This is a genomic window from Aquimarina sp. AD10 (genome assembly GCF_003443715.1).
Classification (GTDB): Bacteria; Bacteroidota; Bacteroidia; order Flavobacteriales; family Flavobacteriaceae; genus Aquimarina; species Aquimarina aggregata.
In genome coordinates this window covers 4,179,260-4,204,018 of the sequence record NZ_CP031965.1, presented here as the reverse complement: position 1 = coordinate 4,204,018, position 24,759 = coordinate 4,179,260, and the positions used below count along the sequence as shown (strand labels likewise).

At 32.5% G+C, this 24,759-nt stretch carries 23 protein-coding genes and 1 tRNA gene; 7 read left to right on the top strand and 17 right to left on the bottom strand.

Translation table 11 applies throughout. The features are described from left to right. Positions 1-35: 35 nt before the first annotated feature. Complete coding sequence (locus D1816_RS17375) at positions 36-2,381, top strand: glycosyl hydrolase family 18 protein (protein WP_118504484.1); 2,346 nt, start codon at positions 36-38, stop codon at positions 2,379-2,381. A gap of 112 nt (positions 2,382-2,493) precedes the next feature. Here D1816_RS17375 and D1816_RS17370 read toward each other — a convergent pair whose 3' ends face one another. The 3 genes from D1816_RS17370 to lepA form a co-directional block, all read right to left on the bottom strand. Beyond that, entirely contained in the window at positions 2,494-4,890 is a 2,397-nt protein-coding gene (locus tag D1816_RS17370) for a hypothetical protein (RefSeq protein WP_120702417.1), read from the bottom strand. A gap of 176 nt (positions 4,891-5,066) precedes the next feature. After that, positions 5,067-5,906: a DUF4157 domain-containing protein gene (locus D1816_RS17365; protein ID WP_199729948.1), complete on the bottom strand. Its 840-nt coding sequence runs from the start codon at positions 5,904-5,906 to the stop codon at positions 5,067-5,069. A 437-nt stretch (positions 5,907-6,343) separates the two neighbouring features. After that, positions 6,344-8,140 (bottom strand): translation elongation factor 4, encoded by a 1,797-nt coding sequence (gene lepA, locus D1816_RS17360; protein WP_066315540.1) that lies wholly within the window; start codon positions 8,138-8,140, stop codon positions 6,344-6,346. Between the two features lie 273 nt (positions 8,141-8,413). Between lepA and dusB the strand changes: the two genes are divergently transcribed. Continuing rightward, positions 8,414-9,406: a tRNA dihydrouridine synthase DusB gene (gene dusB / locus D1816_RS17355; RefSeq protein ID WP_118504480.1), complete on the top strand. Its 993-nt coding sequence runs from the start codon at positions 8,414-8,416 to the stop codon at positions 9,404-9,406. 41 nt (positions 9,407-9,447) lie between these two features. Here the strand turns inward: dusB and D1816_RS17350 are convergent, their stop codons facing one another. The 3 genes from D1816_RS17350 to rbfA all read right to left on the bottom strand — a co-directional run bounded on the left by D1816_RS17350 (position 9,448) and on the right by rbfA (position 11,956). Continuing rightward, the gene (locus D1816_RS17350) at positions 9,448-10,086 is read right to left on the bottom strand and encodes a hypothetical protein (RefSeq protein WP_066315536.1); all 639 of its coding nucleotides are present in this window, start codon (positions 10,084-10,086) and stop codon (positions 9,448-9,450) included. Between the two features lie 199 nt (positions 10,087-10,285). Continuing rightward, positions 10,286-11,494: an FtsX-like permease family protein gene (locus D1816_RS17345; RefSeq protein ID WP_118504478.1), complete on the bottom strand. Its 1,209-nt coding sequence runs from the start codon at positions 11,492-11,494 to the stop codon at positions 10,286-10,288. Between the two features lie 69 nt (positions 11,495-11,563). Next, complete coding sequence (gene rbfA, locus D1816_RS17340; protein WP_066316348.1) at positions 11,564-11,956, bottom strand: 30S ribosome-binding factor RbfA; 393 nt, start codon at positions 11,954-11,956, stop codon at positions 11,564-11,566. 464 nt (positions 11,957-12,420) lie between these two features. Here rbfA and mce point away from each other — a divergent pair, with 464 nt between their 5' ends. Further along, on the top strand, positions 12,421-12,825 hold the full coding sequence (gene mce / locus D1816_RS17330) for a methylmalonyl-CoA epimerase (RefSeq protein ID WP_198403847.1): 405 nt from the start codon (positions 12,421-12,423) through the stop codon (positions 12,823-12,825). Between the two features lie 129 nt (positions 12,826-12,954). Further along, a tRNA-Ile gene (locus tag D1816_RS17325) sits at positions 12,955-13,028 on the top strand. Positions 13,029-13,164: 136 nt separating this feature from the next. On the opposite strand, the gene D1816_RS25805 is transcribed toward D1816_RS17325, so the two are convergent. The 9 genes from D1816_RS25805 to D1816_RS17285 form a co-directional block, all read right to left on the bottom strand. Beyond that, the gene (locus tag D1816_RS25805; protein WP_158597738.1) at positions 13,165-13,302 is read right to left on the bottom strand and encodes a hypothetical protein; all 138 of its coding nucleotides are present in this window, start codon (positions 13,300-13,302) and stop codon (positions 13,165-13,167) included. A gap of 80 nt (positions 13,303-13,382) precedes the next feature. Next, on the bottom strand, positions 13,383-13,658 hold the full coding sequence (locus tag D1816_RS17320) for a hypothetical protein (protein WP_066315478.1): 276 nt from the start codon (positions 13,656-13,658) through the stop codon (positions 13,383-13,385). Then, positions 13,655-14,197: a 3'-5' exonuclease gene (locus D1816_RS17315; protein ID WP_118504474.1), complete on the bottom strand. Its 543-nt coding sequence runs from the start codon at positions 14,195-14,197 to the stop codon at positions 13,655-13,657. The genes D1816_RS17320 and D1816_RS17315 overlap by 4 nt, the downstream gene beginning before the upstream one ends. Before the next feature lie 65 nt (positions 14,198-14,262). Beyond that, entirely contained in the window at positions 14,263-14,766 is a 504-nt protein-coding gene (locus tag D1816_RS17310) for a hypothetical protein (protein WP_147405059.1), read from the bottom strand. Between the two features lie 153 nt (positions 14,767-14,919). Beyond that, positions 14,920-16,140: an MFS transporter gene (locus D1816_RS17305; RefSeq protein ID WP_118504470.1), complete on the bottom strand. Its 1,221-nt coding sequence runs from the start codon at positions 16,138-16,140 to the stop codon at positions 14,920-14,922. 94 nt (positions 16,141-16,234) lie between these two features. After that, positions 16,235-16,804, bottom strand: a complete 570-nt coding sequence (locus D1816_RS17300; RefSeq protein WP_118504468.1) for a hypothetical protein — start codon at positions 16,802-16,804, stop codon at positions 16,235-16,237. 310 nt (positions 16,805-17,114) lie between these two features. Further along, positions 17,115-18,203, bottom strand: coding sequence for a magnesium/cobalt transporter CorA (gene corA / locus D1816_RS17295; RefSeq protein WP_118504466.1), 1,089 nt, complete (start codon positions 18,201-18,203; stop codon positions 17,115-17,117). A 626-nt stretch (positions 18,204-18,829) separates the two neighbouring features. Then, on the bottom strand, positions 18,830-19,750 hold the full coding sequence (locus tag D1816_RS17290; RefSeq protein WP_233565256.1) for a M28 family peptidase: 921 nt from the start codon (positions 19,748-19,750) through the stop codon (positions 18,830-18,832). A gap of 312 nt (positions 19,751-20,062) precedes the next feature. Then, entirely contained in the window at positions 20,063-20,938 is an 876-nt protein-coding gene (locus D1816_RS17285; protein WP_118504464.1) for a LamG-like jellyroll fold domain-containing protein, read from the bottom strand. A gap of 201 nt (positions 20,939-21,139) precedes the next feature. Here D1816_RS17285 and D1816_RS17280 point away from each other — a divergent pair, with 201 nt between their 5' ends. Next, positions 21,140-22,330 carry a DUF5009 domain-containing protein gene (locus D1816_RS17280; RefSeq protein WP_118504462.1) on the top strand — a complete coding sequence of 397 codons (1,191 nt, stop codon included), beginning with the start codon at positions 21,140-21,142 and terminating at the stop codon, positions 22,328-22,330. A 21-nt stretch (positions 22,331-22,351) separates the two neighbouring features. On the opposite strand, the gene D1816_RS17275 is transcribed toward D1816_RS17280, so the two are convergent. Further along, positions 22,352-22,690 (bottom strand): hypothetical protein, encoded by a 339-nt coding sequence (locus D1816_RS17275; protein ID WP_066315461.1) that lies wholly within the window; start codon positions 22,688-22,690, stop codon positions 22,352-22,354. Positions 22,691-23,166: 476 nt separating this feature from the next. On the opposite strand from D1816_RS17275, the gene D1816_RS17270 reads away from it, so the two are divergent. Both D1816_RS17270 and D1816_RS17265 read left to right on the top strand, forming a co-directional pair. Next, on the top strand, positions 23,167-23,322 hold the full coding sequence (locus D1816_RS17270; RefSeq protein WP_157766134.1) for a hypothetical protein: 156 nt from the start codon (positions 23,167-23,169) through the stop codon (positions 23,320-23,322). A gap of 72 nt (positions 23,323-23,394) precedes the next feature. Next, positions 23,395-24,021, top strand: coding sequence for a hypothetical protein (locus D1816_RS17265; protein ID WP_120702387.1), 627 nt, complete (start codon positions 23,395-23,397; stop codon positions 24,019-24,021). A gap of 12 nt (positions 24,022-24,033) precedes the next feature. On the opposite strand, the gene D1816_RS17260 is transcribed toward D1816_RS17265, so the two are convergent. Next, complete coding sequence (locus tag D1816_RS17260; protein WP_147405015.1) at positions 24,034-24,756, bottom strand: hypothetical protein; 723 nt, start codon at positions 24,754-24,756, stop codon at positions 24,034-24,036. Between the last annotated feature and the right edge of the window lie 3 nt (positions 24,757-24,759).

Below are 24,759 nucleotides of genomic sequence, written 5' to 3'. Positions count from 1 at the left end.
ATATGCTTAACTATTAATTGTAAAAAATTATAGGTATGAATGAACCGATACATATAGAAAAACAGGTTTTTAAAATTGGATTTATATTCATACTACTTATAGTTGCCTTAATTTTTCCAAAAGAAATTGCAGCTCAGGATAAAGTTAAAATAGCTCCTTCTCAAATTGAATTAGATTCTTTAGAAGCTGTTAAAAGTCCAACAGGTCTCAAAAAAATTCTACAAGCAATTAAGTTTAGAGAAAACAGAAATAGAAATGAGAAAGAGCGTGTTTATAAGTTCATGTTAGATCTTATTGAAAAAGAAAAGCTAAAAATTGATCCCGAAACAGTAAATGAAATCATGAAGAACCTTGATGCCATACAAGGGGATATTGATGCTATTAAAACTACGAATGATTTTATCAATACAGAGAATGAATCTTTTGGAAAAAAGATAGATTCTATAATTGTTGCATATGATTTGGACAAAAAAGCTTCTAAAACAGTTATCGATTCTCTAAAAGTGCAAATGACCTCTGTAATTCAAGAAAAGACAGATAGTACCAGTAAAGCAAAACAACAACTAAGAGATAGTATTCAAGTTTCATTAAAAGAACTTAGAGGCGTTCAGTACTCCTGTAATTGTGAGGATATATTTTCTGAAAGTTTTACAAAGAAAGATAGTCTAGATATTCTAAAGCAGTGTTTACATCTGAAAACAAATATTATAGGATGGCATAACTCGTGGAATAAAACAGAATTTAAAAATTATAATTATAATTATTTATCTGCCATTAATTTATACGGTTATAAGTTAACCGCATCCGGGCGATGCGCCAATCCATCGGTTATAGACGAATTTGAAAAATCAGGAGGCGTTATAGAGTTTGCACAAAGTAAATGTAGTGATGTTCATTTAACGGTATATAATAAAAAACCATCACAAATTGCTAGGTTTTTAAATAGTGCAGAAGCGCAAATGGTCTTTTTTGAAGAGTTAGAAATATTGATTGAAAGAAATCAACTAAATGGAGTCAATATTTTCTTTGAAAATATCCCTGTAACCTATGATGGTCTTTTTACACTGTTTATAGATGAACTTCACCGAAGATTAAAAGAAATCGGTGAAGAAATTACGCTAAATATAACAATCCCTGCAATATCCAGTACTACTAACCTTAAACACATAAGTGCTTACAACTTTAAGAAACTTAACCCAATGGTTGATTACTATTTGGTATTAACCGATAGAATGACACCTCTAAAAAATAAACTAGCATTAGCATCTAGTCCTTTGTACAATAGTGATAGATATGGGCAACGTACTATAGCATCAACTATTAATTTTTATAGCAACGGAAAAATCCCTACACATAAACTTATCATGTCGGTATCGTACTTGGGTATTGATTGGCATGTTGAAGATTTTTTAGGATCTGTAATTACAAGTACCAAGGGCAAAGATATCAAGTACAACAAAATTATTACTACATATCAAAATAACTACGCGCCAGGTAGAACAATCGTTACTGGATTTGATTCTATTCAGGTCGCAGCATATCTGGATATTACAGAACAAGGCTTGTATAAAGACGATGAACCAGAATATCGACAAATCTGGTATGAAAACAGTCAAAGTTTATCTTTAAAATATAAATGGGCATTAGAAAATAACCTTGGCGGAGTTTCAATACGCGGTCTAGGGTATGATGATGGGTATGCCGACTTATGGGATGCCATAGGAACTACTTTAGTTGAAATTTTGACTAATGAAGATAAAAATCCTAAAAGCAAAAAGACAGAATATTGTACCTACAGACCCGAAGATCATGACTTTGGGATATTTAAAAAGAATAATTGGACTGGTATTTGGGATCAGCAACAAGTGTATGATTCTACAAAAGTTAAATCTGGATATTTTGGCGTATTTATGCAAGATACCCATTGGGCAGTACGACCAAAATTGAAGTATAAAACCAATACAAGTAGTAGTACCATAGAAGACGAGGATAACAAACTTCTTAATGACAAAGATACTTGTCAATCTTTAATCAAAAGATGGTTTTTTTACTCGATATCTGCTTATAGATTCGCCATTCTGTGTGTTGTAATATTAACTGTTTTATTGTTTTGGATGTATCATTTAAGCAGGTTTGATAGTCAAAGTGAGAAAAAACGAATTATGATTAGCCGGGTGTCTATACTCTTATTATTGTTGGGGTTAACCTCTTTTTTGGCTGGTTTATACCTGGATCCCAGACACCCCTCTATAGGAGCATCTAATCAAGGAGATTCTGGATTAGATGTTGTGTTCGAGATTGCTATTCCTTCCTTAATTATTGGTGGTATTTTAGTAAGACTAGCATTTAACGGAAAATTTAAACGCAGTAATTTGCCTTAATGGTGCTTAAAAGTAGTGCTTATAATATTTTTTCGTTTTAACACAATTAATTTTACTTACTAAACATTAGTAAATAAAACCTTAAGGAAAATTCCAGAAAAAAATATACTCATTACAATAGATTCAATCTTCGGAGATGTGTCTCCCATTTTTGTTGAAACTTACGAGCTCGATGCGTTCGGGATTTCATTGTTTGAATATCATCTTCGGTTTCCATGAGTGGTAGTGGAGCTTCCTGATCTTTACGTTTTCGATCATCAACAATTTGTTGTGCGACTTCATCTGCTTTTTTTTCTGGAATACCAGGGTAGTGGGTAGCAATATGCACTCGAATCTCGGTTTGGTCATCAACGGTAAAGTTAACTCCAGTTTCAGAAAAAGAAGAAACATGAGCATTTTTAGAAGCAGTTGCAGCTCGAATTGGGGTCAATTGTTCGGCCACAAGCATATTCATTGGCAAAGAATCAGGTATACCTTTCATACCAGATGTAGCAGTAGTTGTATCTCCTCGCCTGCCTTTAGTTTTCATAGCTTTCGTCCAATAAATAGCAGCGCGATTATATCTAAGTAAGGCTCTGGTTCCACTTTGTATAGCATTCAAGAATTTATTGATTGCATTTGCATACCCTTCCGTTAATGTTCCCATTTTTGCGAGATCGTGAATATCCTGACTGCGGTCGGCAAATAACAAGTTTACCATAATTTCTTCACGGAAATCTGGGAGGGTATTAGCAAATTCTTCACAAACTTCATCCATCATATAACCAATCATACGTCCGATCTTTACATTTTCTTCACTTCCTTCTAACGGATCGAGATCATGATAAATCTCTCGCAATTTTGTAAGTTCATGATACCCATCACGGGCAAATATACCTTCTCGATCGATATAGTCTTCTTCTACCTCTGCTCCTAAGCGAAATGCCGAAGCACCAATAACCTGTAATGAGGTATCATCATTTTTGTCTTGCATGGCATCATGTTCACGATTGTAATATATTGCATCTTTAACAGCTTCATTAAGTTCATCCTGAAATTGGTCAATTACGTTAACCATAGCCTCAGTAGGGTTTTCGATCTCCTGATCTCTCTCCCATATTCTCCTAAAATCTTCAATTGTCCGATAAACCTCACTAAAATTAAACCCTATGTTTAAAGTTTTTTCATCACTATTTTCATGTTCTGTCAGCATGTCATTATACTCCTGTGCAATTCCATTCATCATTCGCCCAATATCAACACCATGTTTATGTTTAACGACATCATAAATGAGTTGATTGTACGTAGTCGCCATTCTGACAAGCCCTTTAGCATGACCATCTAATTGATGATGGGCAGGTTTATGTTGTGGTGGAGTCTTGAGCCCCAATACAGTCATTACGGGTTCTGTTTCATCAGAAGATTGAAACCGTTGATTATCATCATAATCTGGTCTTAGTGATTTTTGAATGTCTTTGCTAAGTATACTTCGTGGCCCGCCAGGAGCATCCATATCAGGGCCAATAGCATAAACAAGTAGGTCACCTTTAAGAGTTCCTTCTACTTTTTTTGTTCTTGGGTTTGTATAGATAACATCTACACCATTACTTGATTCTATAGCCGAATCATAATAACCAATATATCCTGCGTTTTCCTTTTCATAGGCAAGTCGTGCAAGCTCATTAGGAGTTCCTTGAAAAAACCGTGGAGCTTTACTACCTACTAACCATTGCACTTTATACCCTCGCTGTTTAACATCAGATACAACATCAATACCTGCGTTTGGGCCAACTACTATCACATTCACATCACCAGGATCTTTTTGTGTGACGCCTAGTGGTAAAGTTTCTTCAACACCTGCCTTTGTACGAGTAAATCGATCCATGTCCATTATTCGAGAAGCGTTTGTATCTTTTGGTTCATGACGATTAATTTTACTAGGTTCAAGGTGTGGCCCCGCACCGATTGCATATATTACTTTTTGGGCATAATAATCAGTATCACCAGCACTAATTTTGTAGAAAGTTTCAGTAATTTTAATCTTATTTACAGCAGATACAAGAGTTTGTTTCCAATTATCTTCTGGAATCAACTCTCTAAATACTTTAGTTAGTAAGTCAGAAAAGTCATTTCGGTCAGCAAAATCTTCATCTTCAAGGTTAAGGATATCCCGAAAAGGTGTAATCATGTGAAGAGGGTGTCCTATTTTTCCTGGACCACGGGTAACTTTCCATGGTTGTTGTGTTCCAATGAGTAGTGTATTTGAGAAATCATGTGATTTTCCCAAAGAAGTAAGATGATAAGCAGCCGCAGCTCCTGCTCCAACTATCGCTGTTTCAAATGTGTTTTCTGGTTTTGGAGACTTTTGTTTTTTAGCAGCCCACCTTTGTTCCTTTACTGTCTGTTCTTCTTCTTCAATATCAGAAACTCCACCACTAGATATTATTTTTTTTATATGAAAATAGAATGTACTAAAATGCTGTTCATTATCTAAATCAAAAGTGCCAAAATCGATTTTACTCTTAATCATTGCTAAAAATGCACTGTTCAATTTTTGAATTTCACCACTAAGATCAGATGCTCCCGGATCGATTTCTTGGATAAGTTTCTTTTTTGATTGTAGCTTTTCAATAAAGACTTGAATAGTTCTTTCTTGATAAATTGAATTAACTTTTAGCTGTACTGGTTCTTTAACGGTAGGTACTACTAATCGAGAGTTTTTTTTTTAATTTGTGATTCTGTACCAACAATACCTTGCCTCTTAAATTGCGGAATAGATTCTTCATAATCATTCTTAATCTGCAAAGCTTTCTCTCCCATTACATCGGCCTCTTTTTCTAATCCAGCATCATCATTTATATTTATTTTCCCTTTCATCTGCATTGTGGGTTGCACTCTTCCTTGCTTTTGTTGTACCACATGCCAAGCCTCGTGCGGTAAATGTTTTTCTTGTCCAGATGCTAAGTGTATGTCTGTGCCTTGTGCATAAGCGTGTGCTTGCAATTGTGATGGTTTATCAGAGTTATAATGCACTTTTACATCATCCATTGCATATCCAGATAGGTTTTCGATCCCTGATTTTAAAGTATCGGGTAATCCTGTATTGTTTTCTTTTTTTTGGATAGATAAAGTTCGGGAGGGTGATTCGGTTTCTGCTACTCTTTGTATCGTCTTAAACTTTCCTTGTAGGGGCTCCTCTTCTTCTAAGGCTTGCCTCTGTATAGTTTCAAATTTACCCTGCACCAATTCTTCTTCTTCTTCAAGTCCTTGTTTTTGTATCGTATTAAATTTTCCTTGTACTGGTTCCTCTTCTTCTAAAGCTTGCTTCTGTATTGTAGTATTGTTATTAACCGTTGCTTTTAGTTGAACTGCATGTTTATTATGTGTACTATTGTTTGCCATTTCTTGAAGTCTCTGCAATTGCATCGTATCTGGTCGATTATCAACAAACTGAAATGTTCCTGAATGCTGTTCCTTTTTTTGAGCAACTGTAGGTACTACTGATTTAGATTTATGATCTTGAGATTTATCTATATGTGTATGCATCAGTACTCCTTTTTAGGTTTTAAGATTTTACTTTTATAAAGCAATCAAAATCATATAAAATTTTGATTTACAAAAGCTTACTAAATTTACGAAATTGTTTTTTTAATCTTGTATGAAATCAAGATTTTATAGAAGAATATTGACCAAATCAGAATTCTATGATATAGAACTTCTAGTCTTGTAACTCGGGACAAGTAATAGAAAAGGTGTATTATGAAAACTATCGATTTAAGATATGCAAGCTAACACTATAGAAATCACTAAAAAATATACATAAACGGGTATTTTAGACTGAAAAAAGTTTTGCATAAGTATAAAATCTTTGGGGTTATATACAGCAACAAAGATATAAAAACATCAATACAAAATGCATTTAATCCTAAAAAAATAACTTTTTATCCTAATTCATAAAAATAATGTACGTAAAATCCTATTTTTTAATCGTTCAGTTTTAGTACTGCCATAAACGCTTCTTGCGGTATTTCAACATTTCCTACCTGACGCATACGCTTCTTCCCTTTTTTCTGTTTTTCTAGTAGTTTACGTTTACGAGAAATATCTCCTCCGTAACATTTAGCAGTTACATCTTTACGCAATGCCTTTACTGTTTCTCGGGCTATAAATTTAGCCCCAATTGCGGCCTGGATCGGAATATCAAATTGTTGTCTCGGGATAAGTTCTTTTAATTTCTCACAAATCTTTTTACCAATATCATAGGCATTATCTTTATGTAATAATGCAGATAGTGCATCAACGATATTACCGTTAAGCAAAATATCTACTTTTACCAACTTAGAAGAACGAAGACCGATAGGTGTATAATCAAAAGAAGCGTACCCTTTGGATACTGTTTTTAAACGATCATAAAAGTCAAAAACAATTTCTGCCAATGGCATATCAAAAGTAAGTTCTACACGCTCTGTAGTTAAATAGGTTTGATTCGTGATCTCACCACGTTTTTCTATACACAAAGACATCACCGAACCTACAAAATCTGACTTCGTAATAATTGTAGCCTTTATATAAGGCTCCTCGACACGGTTCATAGATGAAGGATCGGGTAAATCTGATGGGTTATTTACGATAATAATATCATCTGGATTTTTGTGTGTAAATGCATGATAAGATACGTTAGGTACGGTAGTAATAACGGTCATATTAAACTCCCGTTCTAATCGTTCCTGTATAATCTCCATATGCAACATTCCTAAGAATCCACATCTAAACCCAAAACCTAAAGCGGCAGAGCTCTCAGGTACAAATACCAAAGACGCATCATTAAGCTGTAGTTTTTCCATAGAAGAACGTAACTCTTCATAATCCTCTGTATCTACGGGGTAAATCCCGGCAAATACCATAGGTTTTACATCTTCGAACCCTTCAATTGCATTTTGAGTAGGCGTTTTAGCATCAGTAATTGTATCTCCTACTTTTACTTCACGAGCATCTTTGATCCCCGTAATTAGATATCCTACATCACCAGTTTTTATAACTTGCTTAACCTCCTGATTTAATTTTAATGTCCCAACCTCATCGGCAGAGTAATTTTTACCAGTAGCAACAAATTTAATCTGTTGTCCTTTTTTGATCTCACCATTTACTACTTTAAAATAGGTTTCTACTCCTCTAAACGAATTGTAAACCGAATCAAAAATAAGAGCCTGCAAAGGTTCATCGGGATTACCCGTTGGTGCAGGAATACGTTCTATAATAGCTGTTAAGATTTCTTCGATCCCAATACCCGTTTTTGCACTAGCAGGGATTACCTCTTCTTCATCACAACCTAAAAGATCAACAATATCATCTGTAACTTCCTCTGGGTTAGCACTTGGCAGATCTACCTTGTTTAAAACAGGAATAATCTCAAGATCATTTTCTAACGCCAGGTATAGGTTAGAAATTGTTTGTGCTTGTATGCTTTGGGCTGCATCAACTATAAGTAGCGCTCCTTCACATGCTGCAATAGAACGAGAAACCTCATAAGAAAAATCTACGTGACCAGGAGTATCGATCAGGTTCAGGATATAATCTTCACCTTTGTGTGTATACTCCATCTGTATAGCATGACTTTTTATAGTAATTCCGCGTTCACGTTCCAAATCCATACTATCCAGTAATTGTGCTTGCGCCTCACGAGCGGTTACAGATCCCGTAAAATCTAGAAGTCGATCTGCTAGGGTACTTTTACCATGATCAATATGTGCAATAATGCAAAAATTTCTTATGTTCTTCATCTATTGTAAATTCAATTTTAGGGCGTCACCCACTTTGGTGGGTCGGGCTTTTCGTTATATCTTTTTTAGTTGTCTACTTAGACAAGCTCAGTATGATAACTAAAAAAGGATGCCACTGCAATCCCTTACGCAGTTTCCACTACTGTAATGACTTGCAAATATAATTGATTTTAGAAGGTTTATATCATCTCCTAAGGTATTTTTACCACTTCAAACCCAGAAGGTTTTGAAAACCTTCTGGGTTTTACGTAATTTTACGCCAAAATTATTACTGTGGCCAAGATAGGAGATATAGATGTAGGAGATTTTCCATTGCTTTTAGCACCCATGGAAGATGTAAGTGATCCTCCGTTTCGTGCATTATGCAAGGAACAAGGAGCTGATGTAGTATATACCGAGTTTATTTCTAGTGAAGGATTAATTCGTGATGCTGCCAAAAGTGTAATGAAACTAGATATCTACGAAAAAGAGCGCCCAGTGGGTATTCAGATTTTTGGAGCTAATTTAGAATCGATGTTAAAATCGATCGAAATCGTAGAAGCCTCTGGTCCGGATATTATTGATATCAATTTTGGTTGTCCTGTAAAAAAAGTAGTGAGTAAAGGTGCCGGAGCAGGAATCCTTAAAGATATTGATCTCATGGTTTCACTAACCAAAGCCATGGTAGAGCATACTAAATTACCTGTTACAGTAAAAACCAGATTAGGTTGGGATCATGATTCGATACGTATTGTAGAAGTTGCAGAGCGATTACAGGACGTAGGAGCCAAAGCTATTGCTATTCATGGTAGAACCAGAGCGCAGATGTACAAAGGAAATGCCGACTGGAAACCGATTGCCGAGGTAAAAAATAACCCAAGAATGCATATTCCTGTATTTGGTAATGGGGATGTTGACACCCCAGAACGCGCCATGGAAATGCGTGATCAATATGGGTTAGATGGTGCTATGATTGGTAGAGCTAGCATTGGATATCCTTGGTTTTTTAAAGAAGTAAAGCATTATTTTAAAACAGGAGAACATTTATCTCCACCTACTATAGAAGAACGTGTTATCGCTGCCAGAAGACATCTACAAATGGCTATCGACTGGAAAGGAGAAAAACTTGGTGTTTTTGAGACTCGAAGACATTATACCAATTATTTTAAAGGTATCCCTCACTTTAAAGAATACCGAATGAAAATGGTAACTAGCGATGATTCAAAAGATGTATTTGCCGCTTTTGATGAAATTCAGGATAAATTTGCTGGATTTGAATTTGCCTAAACTTGACGCTACTTATTATTTGAACACAAATTAATTGGCAACTAGCTATAATTATCTGTTTTTATTCTCGGTGTTGGGTCATTTTCTTGAATTCTAAGTCTGCACTTTTTTTCAATATCAAATACATTATTGATTCCCGAAATAAAAATCGTATCAGGTACAAATTTAGCCGAGCTATTTTTGCGGTTTTGCATTTTACCTGTTCTTAATTCTAATTGAATAGTACCAGACATTCCATTTTTTTTGATCTGAATATTACCAGAGAACTGTTCCCAATCTTTTATGTCTATTGTCCCTTTTCTATATTTTATTAATCTACTTTCTGTTCCTACAAAATACCCTCCTTTTTGATATAAAATCGATATCCCCCAAATCAACATTGCTATACCTACTAGAGCAAATAAACCTATGAGTAATGCCGGGAATAACAAATCTTCTAAATTATCAAGACTTGCCACTCTAGGATTACCATTAGATGTAAAATGCACTTCTCCTTTCTTAAATAGTGGGCCAAAAAAAGCAACAACAAAAACACTTACAAACCCGCTCCAGAAAATGGCAAATAACAAAATAGCAATTGCCTTTTTTTTGGGATGGTTTCTTTTACTTTTAACAAAAAAATCTACTCTTTCTGAGTCTATAACCGTTTTAAGATCTCTTGGGATACTGCTTAAATTCATATTAATTTAGTTTTCTACAACCAATTTCAAAAGTAAAAAATACGATTGAATTACTAAATAGCTACTTAATTTACAAACTATTAGAATTGCGTTAGGGATAGTAGTGGTTACCCCACAGAAAAATTGTTATCCTAAGCAAAGCGATCAATTTATCGAGGAGTATAAGCGAATAGCCCGCTCGAACGCCCAAAATGTGATCTTATGCTACCAGTTTCTGGTTTATTCTGCTAGATGCCAATAAAGATGCAATAAATCCTATTGTAGTAATGGTAAAAAATACGATAATAAAACTCATAAAAGTGATCCGTGTAGGATAGGGTAATGATGGTGTGATCATTAATAACCCAAATTGTTGTTGTAGTACAATAATTATAAAGCCTAATACCAATCCTAGTAACGCCCCAAGAACGGTCATTAGTGATCCTTGAAATAAGAATATTTTTCGGATATTGGTTAATGATGCACCCACATTATACAGTGTTTTTACATTGCTTTTTTTATCGATAATCATCATGATAATTGCCCCTGCTACATTAAACAATGCGATAATTGCGATTAATGTAATTACAAGATAAGAAACTAGGTTCTCGGTATTTAGCATTTTATAAAGCTTATCATTGAGCTGTACTCTATTTTTTACAACCACATTATCTTCAAAAATAATTTGTAATTGCTCTACTACATCATTTGGACTGGCATTTGGTGCCAATTTAAGTTCTAAATGTGTTACTTTGTCTTCTGATAACCCCAATAATTTACGTACTAATGACGTAGTGGCAAAAATATACTGTTCATCTAGTTCTTCATTTACGCTATAAATACCAACATTGACCACTTTTTCTACTCTAATAGCCTTTGAAAGATCGGTGCCTGTAGGGATTCCTTTTCCTGGTTTTGGAGCATAGATACTTAATAGATTAGTATATGTAGGTTCTACACCCATACTTAATTCTCGACTTATACCATTGCCTGCTACTACCTGATAATCATTTTCGGTTAACCACTCACCATAAACGACAATACTATCTGTTTGGATTACTTTTTTATAGTTTGCATCTACTCCTTTTATAGATGCCATTTTTTGTTTATCTCTAAATTCTAAAAAAACGCGTTCTTCTACAATTTCAGAAAAATGCAGTACATCTTCTAACTTGCTAAGTTGTTCTTTTTGAGATTGGGTAAACGTAAATGTTTTTCCGCTAGTTGGAAAAACCTTAAGATCAGGATCAAAATAAGTAGAAAACTGAAGGCTAAAATCTTTAAGCCCTGCAAATCCTGTAAGTACCAAAAACAAGGACATTGCTCCTATAACTACACCGGCCGCTGCAATCCCCGTAATAATATTAATAGCATTGCTACTCCCAGGTGAAAATAAATACCGCTTGGCGATGTAATATGAAAAATTCAACGCTTTGTTAAAGATTAACTTAATACCAATTTAGGACTAAAGATAACAGAATAAAGAGAATAGTAAACCTTATTTCTTTTTGCGTTTTTCTAAAAGATCTGGATTTTGGATAGGATTATCATCTCCTTTTACTGCTTTTTCGATATTTGCAATATATTCTAAAGAGTCATCGATAAAATAAGACATTTCTGGCGTGCGTCGTAATTGGTGTTTTGTACGCTGTGCAACTTGGTGTTTAATCTGTGATTTTACTGCGTTTACTTCTTTTAATACATTTTCTCCTTCTACATGCGGAAAAACACTCATATACACTTTTGCAATCGATAAATCTGTGGTGACGCTTACTTTGGTTACAGAAACCAAAATCCCATGTACTCCTGCCTCACGTAAAGCTAGTTGTATCACATCGGCTACATCACGTTGTAATACTCCAGCAATTTTTTTCTGTCTATTTGTTTCCATAGGCACAAAAATACGTATTAATACCATTTTAACTTTCAAATAGCACTAATAAATTGGTTCTTTTTCACCTATTCTTTGTTAAAAAATATAACCATAACTAAGGCTATGCTTAGATTTTTTGCTTTGAATAATTAAAAAATAAATTCAATTTCTCTACGCACCATTTCAAAGTTAAAATGATATAATCTTTTTATGATGCAAAATTGCGTCGATTTTAGACGACTGTCTAAGACAAGTTAGATAAACTTGTCTTAAGTAATGCTTTTGCCTGCAAAATTCACATTTTGCGCCCTAATTTTGTTGATTTTTTTCGATGTAACCAAGGCCATGTTGAAAAAAATCAACTTTATTAATGATACAAAAGCCAAACTTTTCGGTTCAAAACCGCTTCTCAAGACAAGTTCAATGAGATTAATTGTACTTTTGTCAGAGTTGTACTTAAATGTATTTAGTATATGAATCATATTAATAAAATAGAACACCTTGGTATTGCCGTAAAAGATATTGATGCGGCTAATACATTATACGAGAAATTACTGGGTGTTGCTCCTTATAAACAAGAGGTTGTTGCTAGTGAATCTGTAATTACTTCTTTTTTTAAAGTTGGTGAAAACAAGATAGAACTTCTTGCTAGTACCGATGAAGAAGGCCCGATTGGCAAATTTATCGCCAAAAAAGGAGAGGGCATACACCATATCGCTTTTGATGTTGATGATATCGTGGCAGAACTTGATCGACTGGAGAAAGAGGGATTTCAGATCCTTAATAAAACTCCTAAAAAAGGAGCCGATAATAAATTGGTTGCTTTTATTCACCCTAAAACAACTAGTGGTGTTTTGGTAGAATTATGTCAGGAGGCTCCAAAATAAGATATACTTAAACCCTTTATCACAGTGGGTTAGCATAAATAAGTATCCCAAGAATAGAGAATACTTAAAATAATAGAAAAAAATGTTTGGCGTGTTTATATCAAATCATTAAATTTGCCCTCCGTTTTAGGTCCCATAGCTCAGCTGGTTAGAGCACCTGACTCATAATCAGGGGGTCCTTGGTTCGAGCCCAAGTGGGACCACCTTTAAAACCAAAGAGTTACGATTGAAATATATCGTAACTCTTTTTTGTTTTTAGCAATTTGCACACTTTTTTATAGTTTGATATGGATTTATAGTTAGACTCTTAGATAAATTCAAAGGATTTGTAATTCAGATTTAATTGTGTACGCCAAGTGGATTCTGAACATTGTTCCTATCTCTTGGGAGATCCGTACCTCCTTTTACATTAAATTTTAAATTGTTATTTAGTTTATTAAGATTAGATAGTTTTTTTAAAGTTTTTATTTTTTTCATATCTAAATAATTTTATTGCTTTATTAAATTTTTAATTTCTTATTCTTTTTCTCAATTTATAAGATTCTAGTTTTGGGTATTTATTCATAAAACTTCCCTGCATATAACAACAAAGCAAAGTTTTTCCAACTTGGTTCTTCTGTGATGTATTGACTATCTTCTCCAAAGGCTTCAAGTGAATCTAGAAAGTGAGGAATCGAATTATTTTCCCAACCGTTTGCTCCAGAATCATATGGTGAAGAAGGATTTTTCTTTTCCTTCTCATCTTCATCTATTTTATCTTCTTTAAGTGCTTTTACAAAAGCAAAGAATGTTTCTTTTGAAACCACTTTATCTAATAAATCGTCTAAATTCATTTTACATTCCATTTACCAAAATGAGCTTTGAATATTTTGGCAATATTTCTGGCATCATCAATTCCTATATGATGTGTTCCCTCCAAGGTGAGTTTTTCTTTTTTTAAGGCACCGCCCATTCCAATTGGTTTGTTTAGGTTCTTTATTTCTGCATATTGATGTTTTACACTAATATGGTTTTTTAACCATTCTGTGTTTAATTGGTGTAACTCACCGTCTTTTTGAAATTGTTTTTTGTCGTAAAACCCCCAACTGCATAAAACATAGGGCTCATTGAAGTTTATCCAAGTTTTAAAACGTTCAATTACATTTTCGTAAGTATCTGCGGCATCAATTTCTTCTTGTGTTATTGTAGTTAACTCTTTACAAAAGTCTGATAGAACGGGATTGAGTTTGGGTTTGATAAATTCGCAAAACTCACTTAAGGATTTACCTTGTTCATTTATTTTTATCCCTCCAATCTCAATGATTTCGTTTTGTTTTTGTATGTTTCGATCTTTCCAGCAGGTTGCTTCAAGATCTAGTATTATATAGTTCATTTGTTTTTTATTCTTCTTAATTAAATCAATATTCAATACTATTTAGGCTGAAGTATTGAAAATAGTTATTCCAATTCCACAATAATATGATTTTGGGGATTCTTTTTTGAATATTTAATATTCAAAGTATCTCCAATTCTGTACAAATTTGCTTTGTCTTTTTTTGAAAAAGTAATATACATTTCATTATCTACCTCAAATTTGCATTTAACGAGCCAAACCCCTGGGCTCCCACTTTTTCGACCACTTTTGAATTTTTCAGATACAATACCTATAGTAAATTTACCATCTTCATTAAGTTGTTTATTGGATAAATATCCGGACCATAGTCCAAATAAAGGTCCTACTATTATAATTGGAATAAGAGATAGAGCAAATTTGGTTTTACCTTTAACCTTATATTTATTAAGAAAATTAAACATCAAAAAAGGAATCACAAAAAAGATTATGATAAAAGGTATCCATCTTTTTATTCCTGTTTTCGCATATAAAATATCATTATCCAAACCAAAGAATAGAATTGTAATTAAGCAAATTAATAAGAAAAGATATAAGTATTTTTTGTTCATTCTTAGCTATAATATTTGGTAATTAAGTTTTACTTCATGATTTTATTTTTATCATGCTCTAACTATTTCATTCTTAATAAGAATGTTCAAAAATAATCCTCACAAAAATATTTCTACTTGAACTAAAAAATATAAAGAAAGATTTATTTGGATTTACAATTTGTTATATAACGTTGTAGCTTTTTTATTAATTGAAATGTATATTATTAATCCAATACTAATTAAGCTTATAATAATCATTCCAATTTTTAGAGCAAGCAACGGGTTATCATATAAATCATCGTTAAATAGCCCTACTATGAAAGTGAAAAATCGCGTAGGTATAAATGCTAAACTGATGACTATTGCCAAATATTTAGGATTGACATATTTGGTAAGTATTGCATAAATAACCGGTGCAATATGAATTTCTGAAAGACTTAAAAATAATGATGATATTAAATATAGAATTAGATGTTTTTCAGAAGGAGTTTCCGGAATCAAAAATAACACTCCAAAAGAAATAGCCCCCAACAAAAATCCAATTGTTAGTTTTATGAATTGATTATTATAAAAATAAGACCAAAGAATAATTGCAATAACACTTGTTGGAATAATAAAAATAGAGTTAAGTGATGACAATAGGTCCTTTGCAATATTCAAAGTCGAATAATCTCCAAATTTCATTTGTAAGTCAAAAATTCTGATAGTAGATATTTCATAAACGCCCCAAAATAATCCAACCAGAATAAATGCTATTAAAACCTTAACTATTCTGTTATTAAAGCTATTTTTTTGTTCTATTTTTTTTGGGGTATCTATTTCTTTTGAGATCAACGGAAAAACAACTGAAAGTAACGTTAACATTCCCGCTGTTGCAAACCCTATTTCCCAACTAAACTTTTCGCCTAAATACCCTATCAAAATTGCACCTATGAAGGCTCCCATATTTACGGCTAAATAAAAGATTGTAAATCCAGAATCTAAAATTTTAGTTTTATTTAAGTAAAGCTTTCCAAAATGAGAAATCATATTGGGTGTATAAAATCCCTCACCTAAAACAATAAGAAAAAGTCCAAAATATAGCCCTATAGTTGAGGGTATACAAAAACTGAAAGCTCCAATAGCTTGTATAATACCACCTAAAATTATCGATTTTCTATTTCCAATTATAAGATCTCCAAGTAAAGCTCCAAAAATCTGTGAAAAGACAATTCCAGCCGTAAACCATCCATAAATCTTCAAAGCTTCTTCTGTAGACATTTTTAGGCTTTCCCCAACCATATAAAGAACAAGTAAGGAACGTAATCCGTAGTAAGAGGCCCTCTCAAATAATCTTGAACAAGCATATATGAAAGTATGTTTACCGTGAACTTGATGTAATATTCTTTCCATTTGTTTTTTTTCGAAGTCTGACTAATTTTATCCGTTTGTGTCTTAGCAAAACGAAATGTTACCTAACTATTTACAAATTGAATATAATTATAGCCTATATATATTTCTTTTTAAAAATTAATAAATCACTACTGGTTGCTATTATAAAGTAATTTCCATTGCTAGAAAACCCATAGGTTTTTAAGGTATCAGATGAATAAATTCTAAAACATTTATTTCCATCTTTCTCAGCATAAATTGATGACCACTTTGGCTGAAAAATAATATCAATTTTGGGCCAATCTAATGCCATTATTTCTATACTATCTCCATTTGAATTTCCTAATGGCAAACCACCACCGTGTAATCCTGAGATTCTAATCTTTTCCTCTTTTAATTCTCCTATCCCATAACAGGTCAGATTAGAATAGTCAATCTCAAAATCAGTAGTGTTATCTCGTTCATTTTTTTTCAAACTACTACAATCAAATAACCCTCTGCCATTTCCTGAAATCACTAATAGTACATCTGGATTCAGTTCAGAGAAGCCTATTTCTGTTAATCCACTTACAGCAAAATGTTCAAATTTCCATTCATCTGGACAACTTTGAACTTTTACTTTGTCAAGTAGCTGTCTCAGTCGTTTTCTGTTTTCCTGTTCAATATCTTTCCGGAAAAAATTCATATCTCTATTTATTCATAAAAATCCTATTTAACGGATTTGATCATAAACAAAAATAAGTGCTATTAGTTTCATTTTCCGGAACTGATTATTTTTTTCAAAAAAATTCTAGTACTCATTAAAATAATCGTACTTCATTCTTAAATTTTTCCAACATTCTACTATTAAACCTATTTTCATAACTAGTTAGTCATTGTTCAACAAGTATTTTTAAAATGAATAATGATCGTTTTTATATATTCTTAATATAGACTTAAGAGTACATTATATAAAACAACTACTTTTACTAGAACTGATTTAATAAAAAATTATATTATAACCATTTCTTCTTTCTGAAGAAAATCAAAAGACTTACAAATAACATAATCATGATGCCCCATAAGACGAGATAGCTGTATTTCCATTTTAGCTCAGGCATATTTTCAAAATTCATTCCGTACACGCCTACGATAAACGTAAGTGGTATAAATATGGTAGATATAATAGTCAACACCTTCATTATACCATTCATTTTATTACTAATAGTAGTCATATACATATCCATAAGCCCCCATATCATTTCGCGGTATACATCTATATTTTCATGAATATGGATAATGTGGTCATATAAATCTCTGTAATAATCGGTATTTTTTTCTTGAATGAGTCCCGTTTCTGATTTTACAACCCTGCCAATAACCTCTCTAAGTGGTAAAATACTTCTTCGAATACGTAGTATTTCTCGTTTTAAAGATTGGATATCTTGTGTAATCGTATCCCCTGCTTTTTCATTAAAAAGTTGTTCTTCTAATAGTTCTACTTTATCTCCTAAATTATCAATGACCACAAAATAATTATCGAAAATCGCATCTAACAAAGAGTATGCTAGATAATCTGCTCCTGATCCTCGAATACGGCTTTTGGGATTGGTAATACGTGCACGTACTGGATCAAAAATATCTTCATCAGATTCTTGAAAAGTAATCACATAATCTTTACCCAAAACGATAGATATATGTTCTACAATAAACTCATGATTCTTATTAAAGTACATCATTTTGAGCACCAAAAAAAGATACGTATCGTATTCGTCAATCTTTGGTCTTTGATCGGTGTTTACAATATCCTCTAGCAAAAGAGGGTGTAAACCGTAGTGTTCACCTATTTGGGTGATTTCGTTGGTATGGCTTAATCCATTAACATTAATCCAGGTAGTACGATCGTTACCTTTAAATGTAAATATATCTTCTACCCGATCTGTTTCTGAAACGTGATATACCTCCTTGGTATAATCCTGAATTTCAATTTTGGTAGGCAAATGCTCTTTTTCACCAATATATACTACCGTACCCGGTGCTTTTCCCAAGCTTTGAGAAGATTTAGGTCTTCTATTTTTTTTTGGAGCTGATTTGCTTTTTTTCATATCGTCCTAATGTAGTTGTTTAAATGTACTAAAAGATATTTTTTAATATGACAATATTTACGCATTAAAACTACCTGCTTAAGCATGCAATTATAATGCAAAAAATGACAGTCTCAACATCTCACTGGTAAGTACATATCTAATCGCGCACTTTCTTAGATGATCACAAGTGCAACAACGTTCAAAACTTACTAAATACAACTCTTTTGAATTTTTTAACACCATAAGGGGTAGGTGCTAAAGAGAATAATGCGTTTTATATAAAAAAGTAATGATGATGTTTTTAAAGAAATTTTTTAAGGTATACCTAAAATCCGCTATTGTATTTGTTAGAGAACTCCCAAATGCAGCTTCTCAATCTATACATAGGTAATCATAGGTTTAAAATGCACTATAAGACTTTTGATATAGACTTAAGTATTATTGGAATACGTCACACCGCTTGAGTTTATATCTTAGTCTTATTGTAATTAATAAAAACAATCAGAAGCCTACCCTGTACTGCGATTCTAATAATCGGTTACAAAAACACTTAGTCTACCTCCTGATTTTTCTGGAGCACCTAAGTTTTAACGTATACAGATGTTCATCTACCATTAAAATTAAAAGCAATACTAAATGCGTCATTATATTTTTAGTAATGTCAAAAGGACTCCATCTATAACTTTAGCCATTTTATCAAAATCCAGTGTTTCCATTTTATCCGAATTTCTATGATAATTCTTATTTCTTAAAAAAGCTGTATCGGTAACCATTAAAGCATCATAGCCTAATTTCCAATAGTTAAGATGATCCGACAATTCAACACTTTCTAATGACATTGGATTATCAAATATTGTCGTTTTTATTGTCTTATTATTTTTAAATATCGAACAGAAATCTCTGGCAAACTTTTGTTTATTTGACTTATTTACTAGGGTTATATAATCTCCTTTATTTCCGTAAATCGAGGATAAAGAAGCGACTGGGTAATGTTGAGAATTTGGTACATCACTAAAATATCCTATCATTTCAAGACTAATCATACCGTAAACATCAATATTAGCGTCATGTAAAGATTTTGCATGAATAAAACTTCCCATCTTGTTTGTTCTAAAATACGGAGGTTCTTCTAGCGTATAAGCCACTAAGTCGATTCTGTAATTCGTTTTTTTACCTTGTAGTAAGCGTGATAATTCGATTAAGCCCACAACTCCGCTAGCATTATCATCTGCTCCTTCCTGATTACCACAAACATCATAATGCGCCCCGATAACAATTCTTTTCTTATGCTCTAAACCAAAAGAACAAATAACATTTTTATACTTTCTATTTTCAACACTATACTCCTGAAATGATACCTCATCTGAGTATTTCGAGAATTCAGTTTTAATATAATCTGCGATTTTATTTAATTGCTCAATGTTAGTATGATTTCTATATACTTTGGACTTTGTGATTTTCGTTAAATGTTCTTTTATCATTGAAACATCACTTGAAGATTGCCCGATACTTAAACTTGAAATTAAAATAAAGACTAATAGGCTAGTTTTCTTGATACGATTCATAATTGTTTTTTAATATTTTTAACTATCTGCCTTAGCAATACGAAGTACTACTCTTTACAAACATAAAACTAAACAGGCTAAGGCAAGAAACAAATTTACAATGAGTGAACTATCCTTTTCAATGAGTTAATATTCGGTTTTATTATGATAAAAGATTTTCTGAATTAAATAACTGAGGAAATGGTTGGATTGATAAAGGAGTAACAAGATATATGCTTCCAAGATAGAAATCAATACAGTAAATAACAACAATACGCTTGATTACAAATTATATAATCAAGCGTATTGTTGTTTTTGTCGTAAAGTTTTTAATTACTTTAATAGCGTATGCACTCCATTTTCTAAAGTATATAAGGCATTTATCTCTGTATCGCTTAAATCTCTATTATAGATCGACAATTCATCCATAAGACCAATATACCCCAATCCCAAATAAATATTAGACAAACCTACATCCCAAGTAAAGGGATCTGTAATTGATTCTCGTGTACCTTTTAATTCTCCATTCATATACAATGAAGCCTTTCCTTCTTTCGTATTAAGGTTTGAAAAATTAATCAAAATATGTGTCCAGTTATCTTTTCCAAATGGAGGGTTTTTTACAGCCGCTAATTGTTTATTAAATATAGGATTTTCATTATCTGGACCCTGTGGATTTGGATTCCAAACCTCTCTATCTCCAATTACTCCCAATCTAAAATCTCTTGGGTTTTCTTTGGTAAAATCTACCCATATTGCAGCATCATTATAACTTACATCGGTTATCTGAATAGGATCGCAGTATCCCGGTTCTAAATCCGTGGCAGGATCAAGTTTTAGCCAAAAAGAAACAGCACCACTCCAATTTGATATACTATATGCTATGTTTTTTTCACTAGGATAATAGATATTTCCTCGACTTCTCTCTGTAAATAAAAGTGCATCTCCATAACGCCCTTTTTCTTTTGCAATACTAATATCGGGTTTATGCAATCCTATTTGAGCAGAATCTCGAGCTTTTCTAGAAGGCACCGTATATAAATTCTTATCTCCCAGTGCAAAATCAGCAGACACTCCTTTGTCAAAAGAAGCATATAAAGTAAGTGCTGATTTTAGATCGGCATTTGTTGTATCTGTTTTACAAGAAGTTAGCAATAAAAAGAAGAGTACCCCGATATACATAAGTTGCTTAATCTGTGTCGTTTTCATGATGATTGTGTTTTAATTTTAAAGGTATGTAATTAATAACGAATTGCAATTTATTAGCATCAAATACCCCACAAAGCATGACGTAATTACAATAAAAAACCAAAAAATTGCACTTTGTTTATGCTATTATGTTGTTTGGCGAATTTTATGGTATCAACTTACAAAATTTAAGTAATTTTAAAAACAGCAACGCATCTTTTTATGACCATTAAAGAAGACTTATTTACAGGGCGAATTACTTCGATTGATGTATTTAGAGGAATTACCATATTTGCAATGATTTTTGTGAATGAACTTTCTGGAGTTCAGCATATCCCTTTATGGATGAAGCATGCACTTTCACATGAAGATAAAATGACATTTGTTGACTTAGTGTTTCCTGCTTTTTTATTTATTGTTGGTATGTCTATCCCTTTTGCCATTAATACCAGATTAAAAAAACAAGATAATCCTATAGCTATATGGAAACATACACTAAAAAGAACTATAGCATTGCTTGTTATGGGGCTATATATGGTAAATACATCATACGGTTATGACGCATCAAAAATGATTATACCTATAGCTTTATGGGGGTTTTTAGCATACAGTCTACCCATTCCTATATGGAATAACTACCCTTCTAACTTCTCTAAAACTATAAAATGGAGTTTACAATATACTTCAATACTCATTCTAATACTCATGTATTTTGTTTACATCCAAGATTCTGGTGCTAGGGGGATGACGGTAAAATGGTGGGGAATTCTAGGTTTAATCGGTTGGGCGTATTTGATTACCTTTTTAGCCTATTGGGCAGGCAACGGTAATAAAACGCTAATGATAGCTTTTCTTGGATTCTTTCTGGCAATTACCATATTAAATGCTGCTGGTTGGAGTGAAAAAACAGGATTTACATGGCTTGGCACTGTAGCTGGACATTTTGCACATGCCTCTATTGTGATATCTGGTGTCATTATTTCCCTATTTTTCTTTGAAAAACAATCACACCCAAAAATTCATCGTAATATTATTATTTTCATTCTCCTGATTTTTGCATTAGGATACCTATTGCGCCCCTATTATGAAGTATCTAAGATTAGAGCTACGCCTTCATGGTGTTTATATTCTGTTGGGTTTTGTGTTCTTATTTATTATTTTATATATTGGTTAATCGAAATCAAAAAAGTAGTACGTTGGTCAAATTTTATTATACCAGCAGCATCAAATCCTTTACTTATTTACATACTTCCGGGTATCATTATCTACTTTAATTTAACATTCAATATTAAGATTATACCGGATTACTTTAGTTACGGATTACCAGGAATATGCTGGTCATTACTATTTTCATTAATTATGCTCTTTATTGTAAAACTTTTTAACAAAGCACATATTCAACTAAAGCTTTAATAATTAGACAAGTACATTAAATCATGATAACTTAATATCTTCTTTAAAAAGCATATGAATATACTCTGCGTGTATTTCTGCATTATGTTTACTTTCTAAACAATGAAAAAGTAAATGAATAAGACCATAGTCTCCTAAACTATCTCTATACTCATGTTTCTCTTTATTTTTGACCCATAGAATAAAACTACATAAATGACCTATTTCTCCCAATTTTTGTGGGTTTTTTAAGCATTTTTTAAACTCTTTTAAGGGCATACGGGCATATTCGTTATATTTTCTTTTACAAAAATTATAATCAAAAGTGTGCTTATACGATTTAAGCTTTCGGTTTTGTATTTCATAGTTCATACCACTCATAACATAAAATCATTTGCATTAGGTATTTATCTTTTCATAGTCATACGATTTAGGTTACTAGTAATTTTACAAAACGCATGCCACGACTTTAAAATAATACCTTAATAATAAGTGAAAAAAGTCTTAAAATTCTAATCTGTGATTGATTCAGGATATTGGAATAATTCCAAAACAAAGATACAAAATTTGGAATAATTCCAATAGCTTTGTTAAGATATAAATCAATGTTTTTTTCAACACTTAGTGCATTAACCTCATATTCAGCCTTACCTCTCTTGTTTTACAACCTGATGATTAACAAATAATTAACTCTATATTTTTATTGGCATTGTTAATAAAACCTGATAAGTTTATTTTTAAAAACGCCATATGACATTTACATTTACTTGAGTATTTGTTGTATTCTGGTATGTTTTTTGGGGAAAGAACAACTAGAATTAAAAATTGGGAAAACAAGTCAAATTAAATTACGAATTATGCGATACAAAGTCATTGATGGAAAAAGTCAGTATTTTGGTAAAGTATTGGATTTTGAATCCTGCTCTAATTTGAATGATCTAGGAGGGGTGCTTTTAAAAATTGGAAGAGATAAAGTCTCTCTTTTTAAGTTTAATGAAGTAGAGCTAATTTAATTAGTTTTATTTCTTCTTAAAATTAAGAGTCAAATATCTATTAAATAAGGTAGTCATTGTCATATATAATAAATGGCACAAAAAATATACATCCTTATTATTTTACTAACCTGCACTACACTTAGCTGCCAGGACAAGATGCCTATAGATAATATTAAGACCATTCCTAAAACTACAGAAAAAGACAATCAATACAAAAATGTCTTTAGTATACTTGATGGTACTTGGAAAGGGCAATTTCTAATTTTTGAGGATCACAAACGACTATCAAAGGACAAAATAGATCTGAAAAATATTTCTTTATCTAATCTAAAGAAAGAAGGACTAAACCAAATTAATAGCATTGATGTAAAACAGGTATACACTTCTACAACAGCACTCTTTCAAACAGTTGTCATTACAGACTTTTATCCAGATACAGGTCAAAAAATTACAAGTAAAGGAGTTAATAAAATTCAAGATGGTCAAATGTGGTGTGTGGTCAGAAAACCTGATGAAACAGTAATCCATCAAGGAAGTACTCAAGGAAGTAATACAATCATATGGCAAAGGGATGAAAAAAAGCCACAAAAAATTGAGTATTTCAAAGAAACAGTATCTAAAAATTTTTACGAAATAATAGGTTGGGGATATTATGATGGTGATGACACTACACTCACACCAAAATTATGGTTTTATGCTAAGTACGAGCGTCAATAATTATCTATTTGATTACTTTGTAGTGATAACCACATCATCTATCCATACATTTCTTGTACCTCCACCTGTTTGATAATCTACCCAACCCATCAGCACATTTTCAAACACAGGAAAAATCCATTTATTATTTACCTCATCAAAAGCACAGCCTTCTCCGTAGTCTTTTACAGTAATCGCCTCTACTATTGTACCATCTAACCATAATTTCATGGTATTACGATCTCCATCAAACATCCATTTTAGCGTAAACCATTTTTTTTCTGGAATTTTTACCTGAGAATGCTTCCAGCAATCACTTTTTAAGCCTTGTGTATCATAATTAGCCATTAAATGTTTTTGATGCTGTCCCCCATACCTAATTTCAGCAGAAAAATTTTGACTCCGAACCTTCCCAGAACTCTGCAACATTGTCCAATGTACACCATTAGGCGAAGCTTCTTCAACATACATCTTCATAGTCCCAAAATAGCAATTTTTTACTATTGGAAAGATATGATCTAATCCTATAAAAGCTCTATTTTTATACCCTTCGCCGCTAATAAAATGTACTGATTTATTTCCGCTAAATGATTTCAACGTATCAATAACTACAATACCTGCTCCACTTTTTTTCCAAGGCTTATTCGGGATATTGCCTAGAGTATGTCCTTCAAAATTATCTTCAAAAAGAATCGTGTCCTTAGCACAAGAACACACAACAAATACGGATATTATGATTAAAATACAGCTTTTCATCTA

Coding starts and splice junctions, on each gene's coding strand:
- D1816_RS17305 (WP_118504470.1), bottom strand. CDS start 16,140: ATGGAAAGAATATTACATCAAGTTCACGGTAAACATACTTTCATATAT.
- D1816_RS17300 (WP_118504468.1), bottom strand. CDS start 16,804: ATGAATTTTTTCCGGAAAGATATTGAACAGGAAAACAGAAAACGACTG.
- D1816_RS17270 (WP_157766134.1), top strand. CDS start 23,167: ATGCGATACAAAGTCATTGATGGAAAAAGTCAGTATTTTGGTAAAGTA.
- D1816_RS17375 (WP_118504484.1), top strand. CDS start 36: ATGAATGAACCGATACATATAGAAAAACAGGTTTTTAAAATTGGATTT.
- lepA (WP_066315540.1), bottom strand. CDS start 8,140: ATGAAGAACATAAGAAATTTTTGCATTATTGCACATATTGATCATGGT.
- D1816_RS17310 (WP_147405059.1), bottom strand. CDS start 14,766: ATGAACAAAAAATACTTATATCTTTTCTTATTAATTTGCTTAATTACA.
- D1816_RS17350 (WP_066315536.1), bottom strand. CDS start 10,086: ATGAATTTAAGCAGTATCCCAAGAGATCTTAAAACGGTTATAGACTCA.
- D1816_RS25805 (WP_158597738.1), bottom strand. CDS start 13,302: ATGAAAAAAATAAAAACTTTAAAAAAACTATCTAATCTTAATAAACTA.
- D1816_RS17365 (WP_199729948.1), bottom strand. CDS start 5,906: ATGCATACACATATAGATAAATCTCAAGATCATAAATCTAAATCAGTA.
- D1816_RS17285 (WP_118504464.1), bottom strand. CDS start 20,938: ATGAAAACGACACAGATTAAGCAACTTATGTATATCGGGGTACTCTTC.
- D1816_RS17370 (WP_120702417.1), bottom strand. CDS start 4,890: ATGATTAAGAGTAAAATCGATTTTGGCACTTTTGATTTAGATAATGAA.
- rbfA (WP_066316348.1), bottom strand. CDS start 11,956: ATGGAAACAAATAGACAGAAAAAAATTGCTGGAGTATTACAACGTGAT.
- D1816_RS17320 (WP_066315478.1), bottom strand. CDS start 13,658: ATGAATTTAGACGATTTATTAGATAAAGTGGTTTCAAAAGAAACATTC.
- D1816_RS17315 (WP_118504474.1), bottom strand. CDS start 14,197: ATGAACTATATAATACTAGATCTTGAAGCAACCTGCTGGAAAGATCGA.
- D1816_RS17290 (WP_233565256.1), bottom strand. CDS start 19,750: ATGAATCGTATCAAGAAAACTAGCCTATTAGTCTTTATTTTAATTTCA.
- D1816_RS17280 (WP_118504462.1), top strand. CDS start 21,140: ATGACCATTAAAGAAGACTTATTTACAGGGCGAATTACTTCGATTGAT.
- D1816_RS17260 (WP_147405015.1), bottom strand. CDS start 24,756: ATGAAAAGCTGTATTTTAATCATAATATCCGTATTTGTTGTGTGTTCT.
- D1816_RS17275 (WP_066315461.1), bottom strand. CDS start 22,690: ATGAGTGGTATGAACTATGAAATACAAAACCGAAAGCTTAAATCGTAT.
- D1816_RS17265 (WP_120702387.1), top strand. CDS start 23,395: ATGGCACAAAAAATATACATCCTTATTATTTTACTAACCTGCACTACA.
- corA (WP_118504466.1), bottom strand. CDS start 18,203: ATGAAAAAAAGCAAATCAGCTCCAAAAAAAAATAGAAGACCTAAATCT.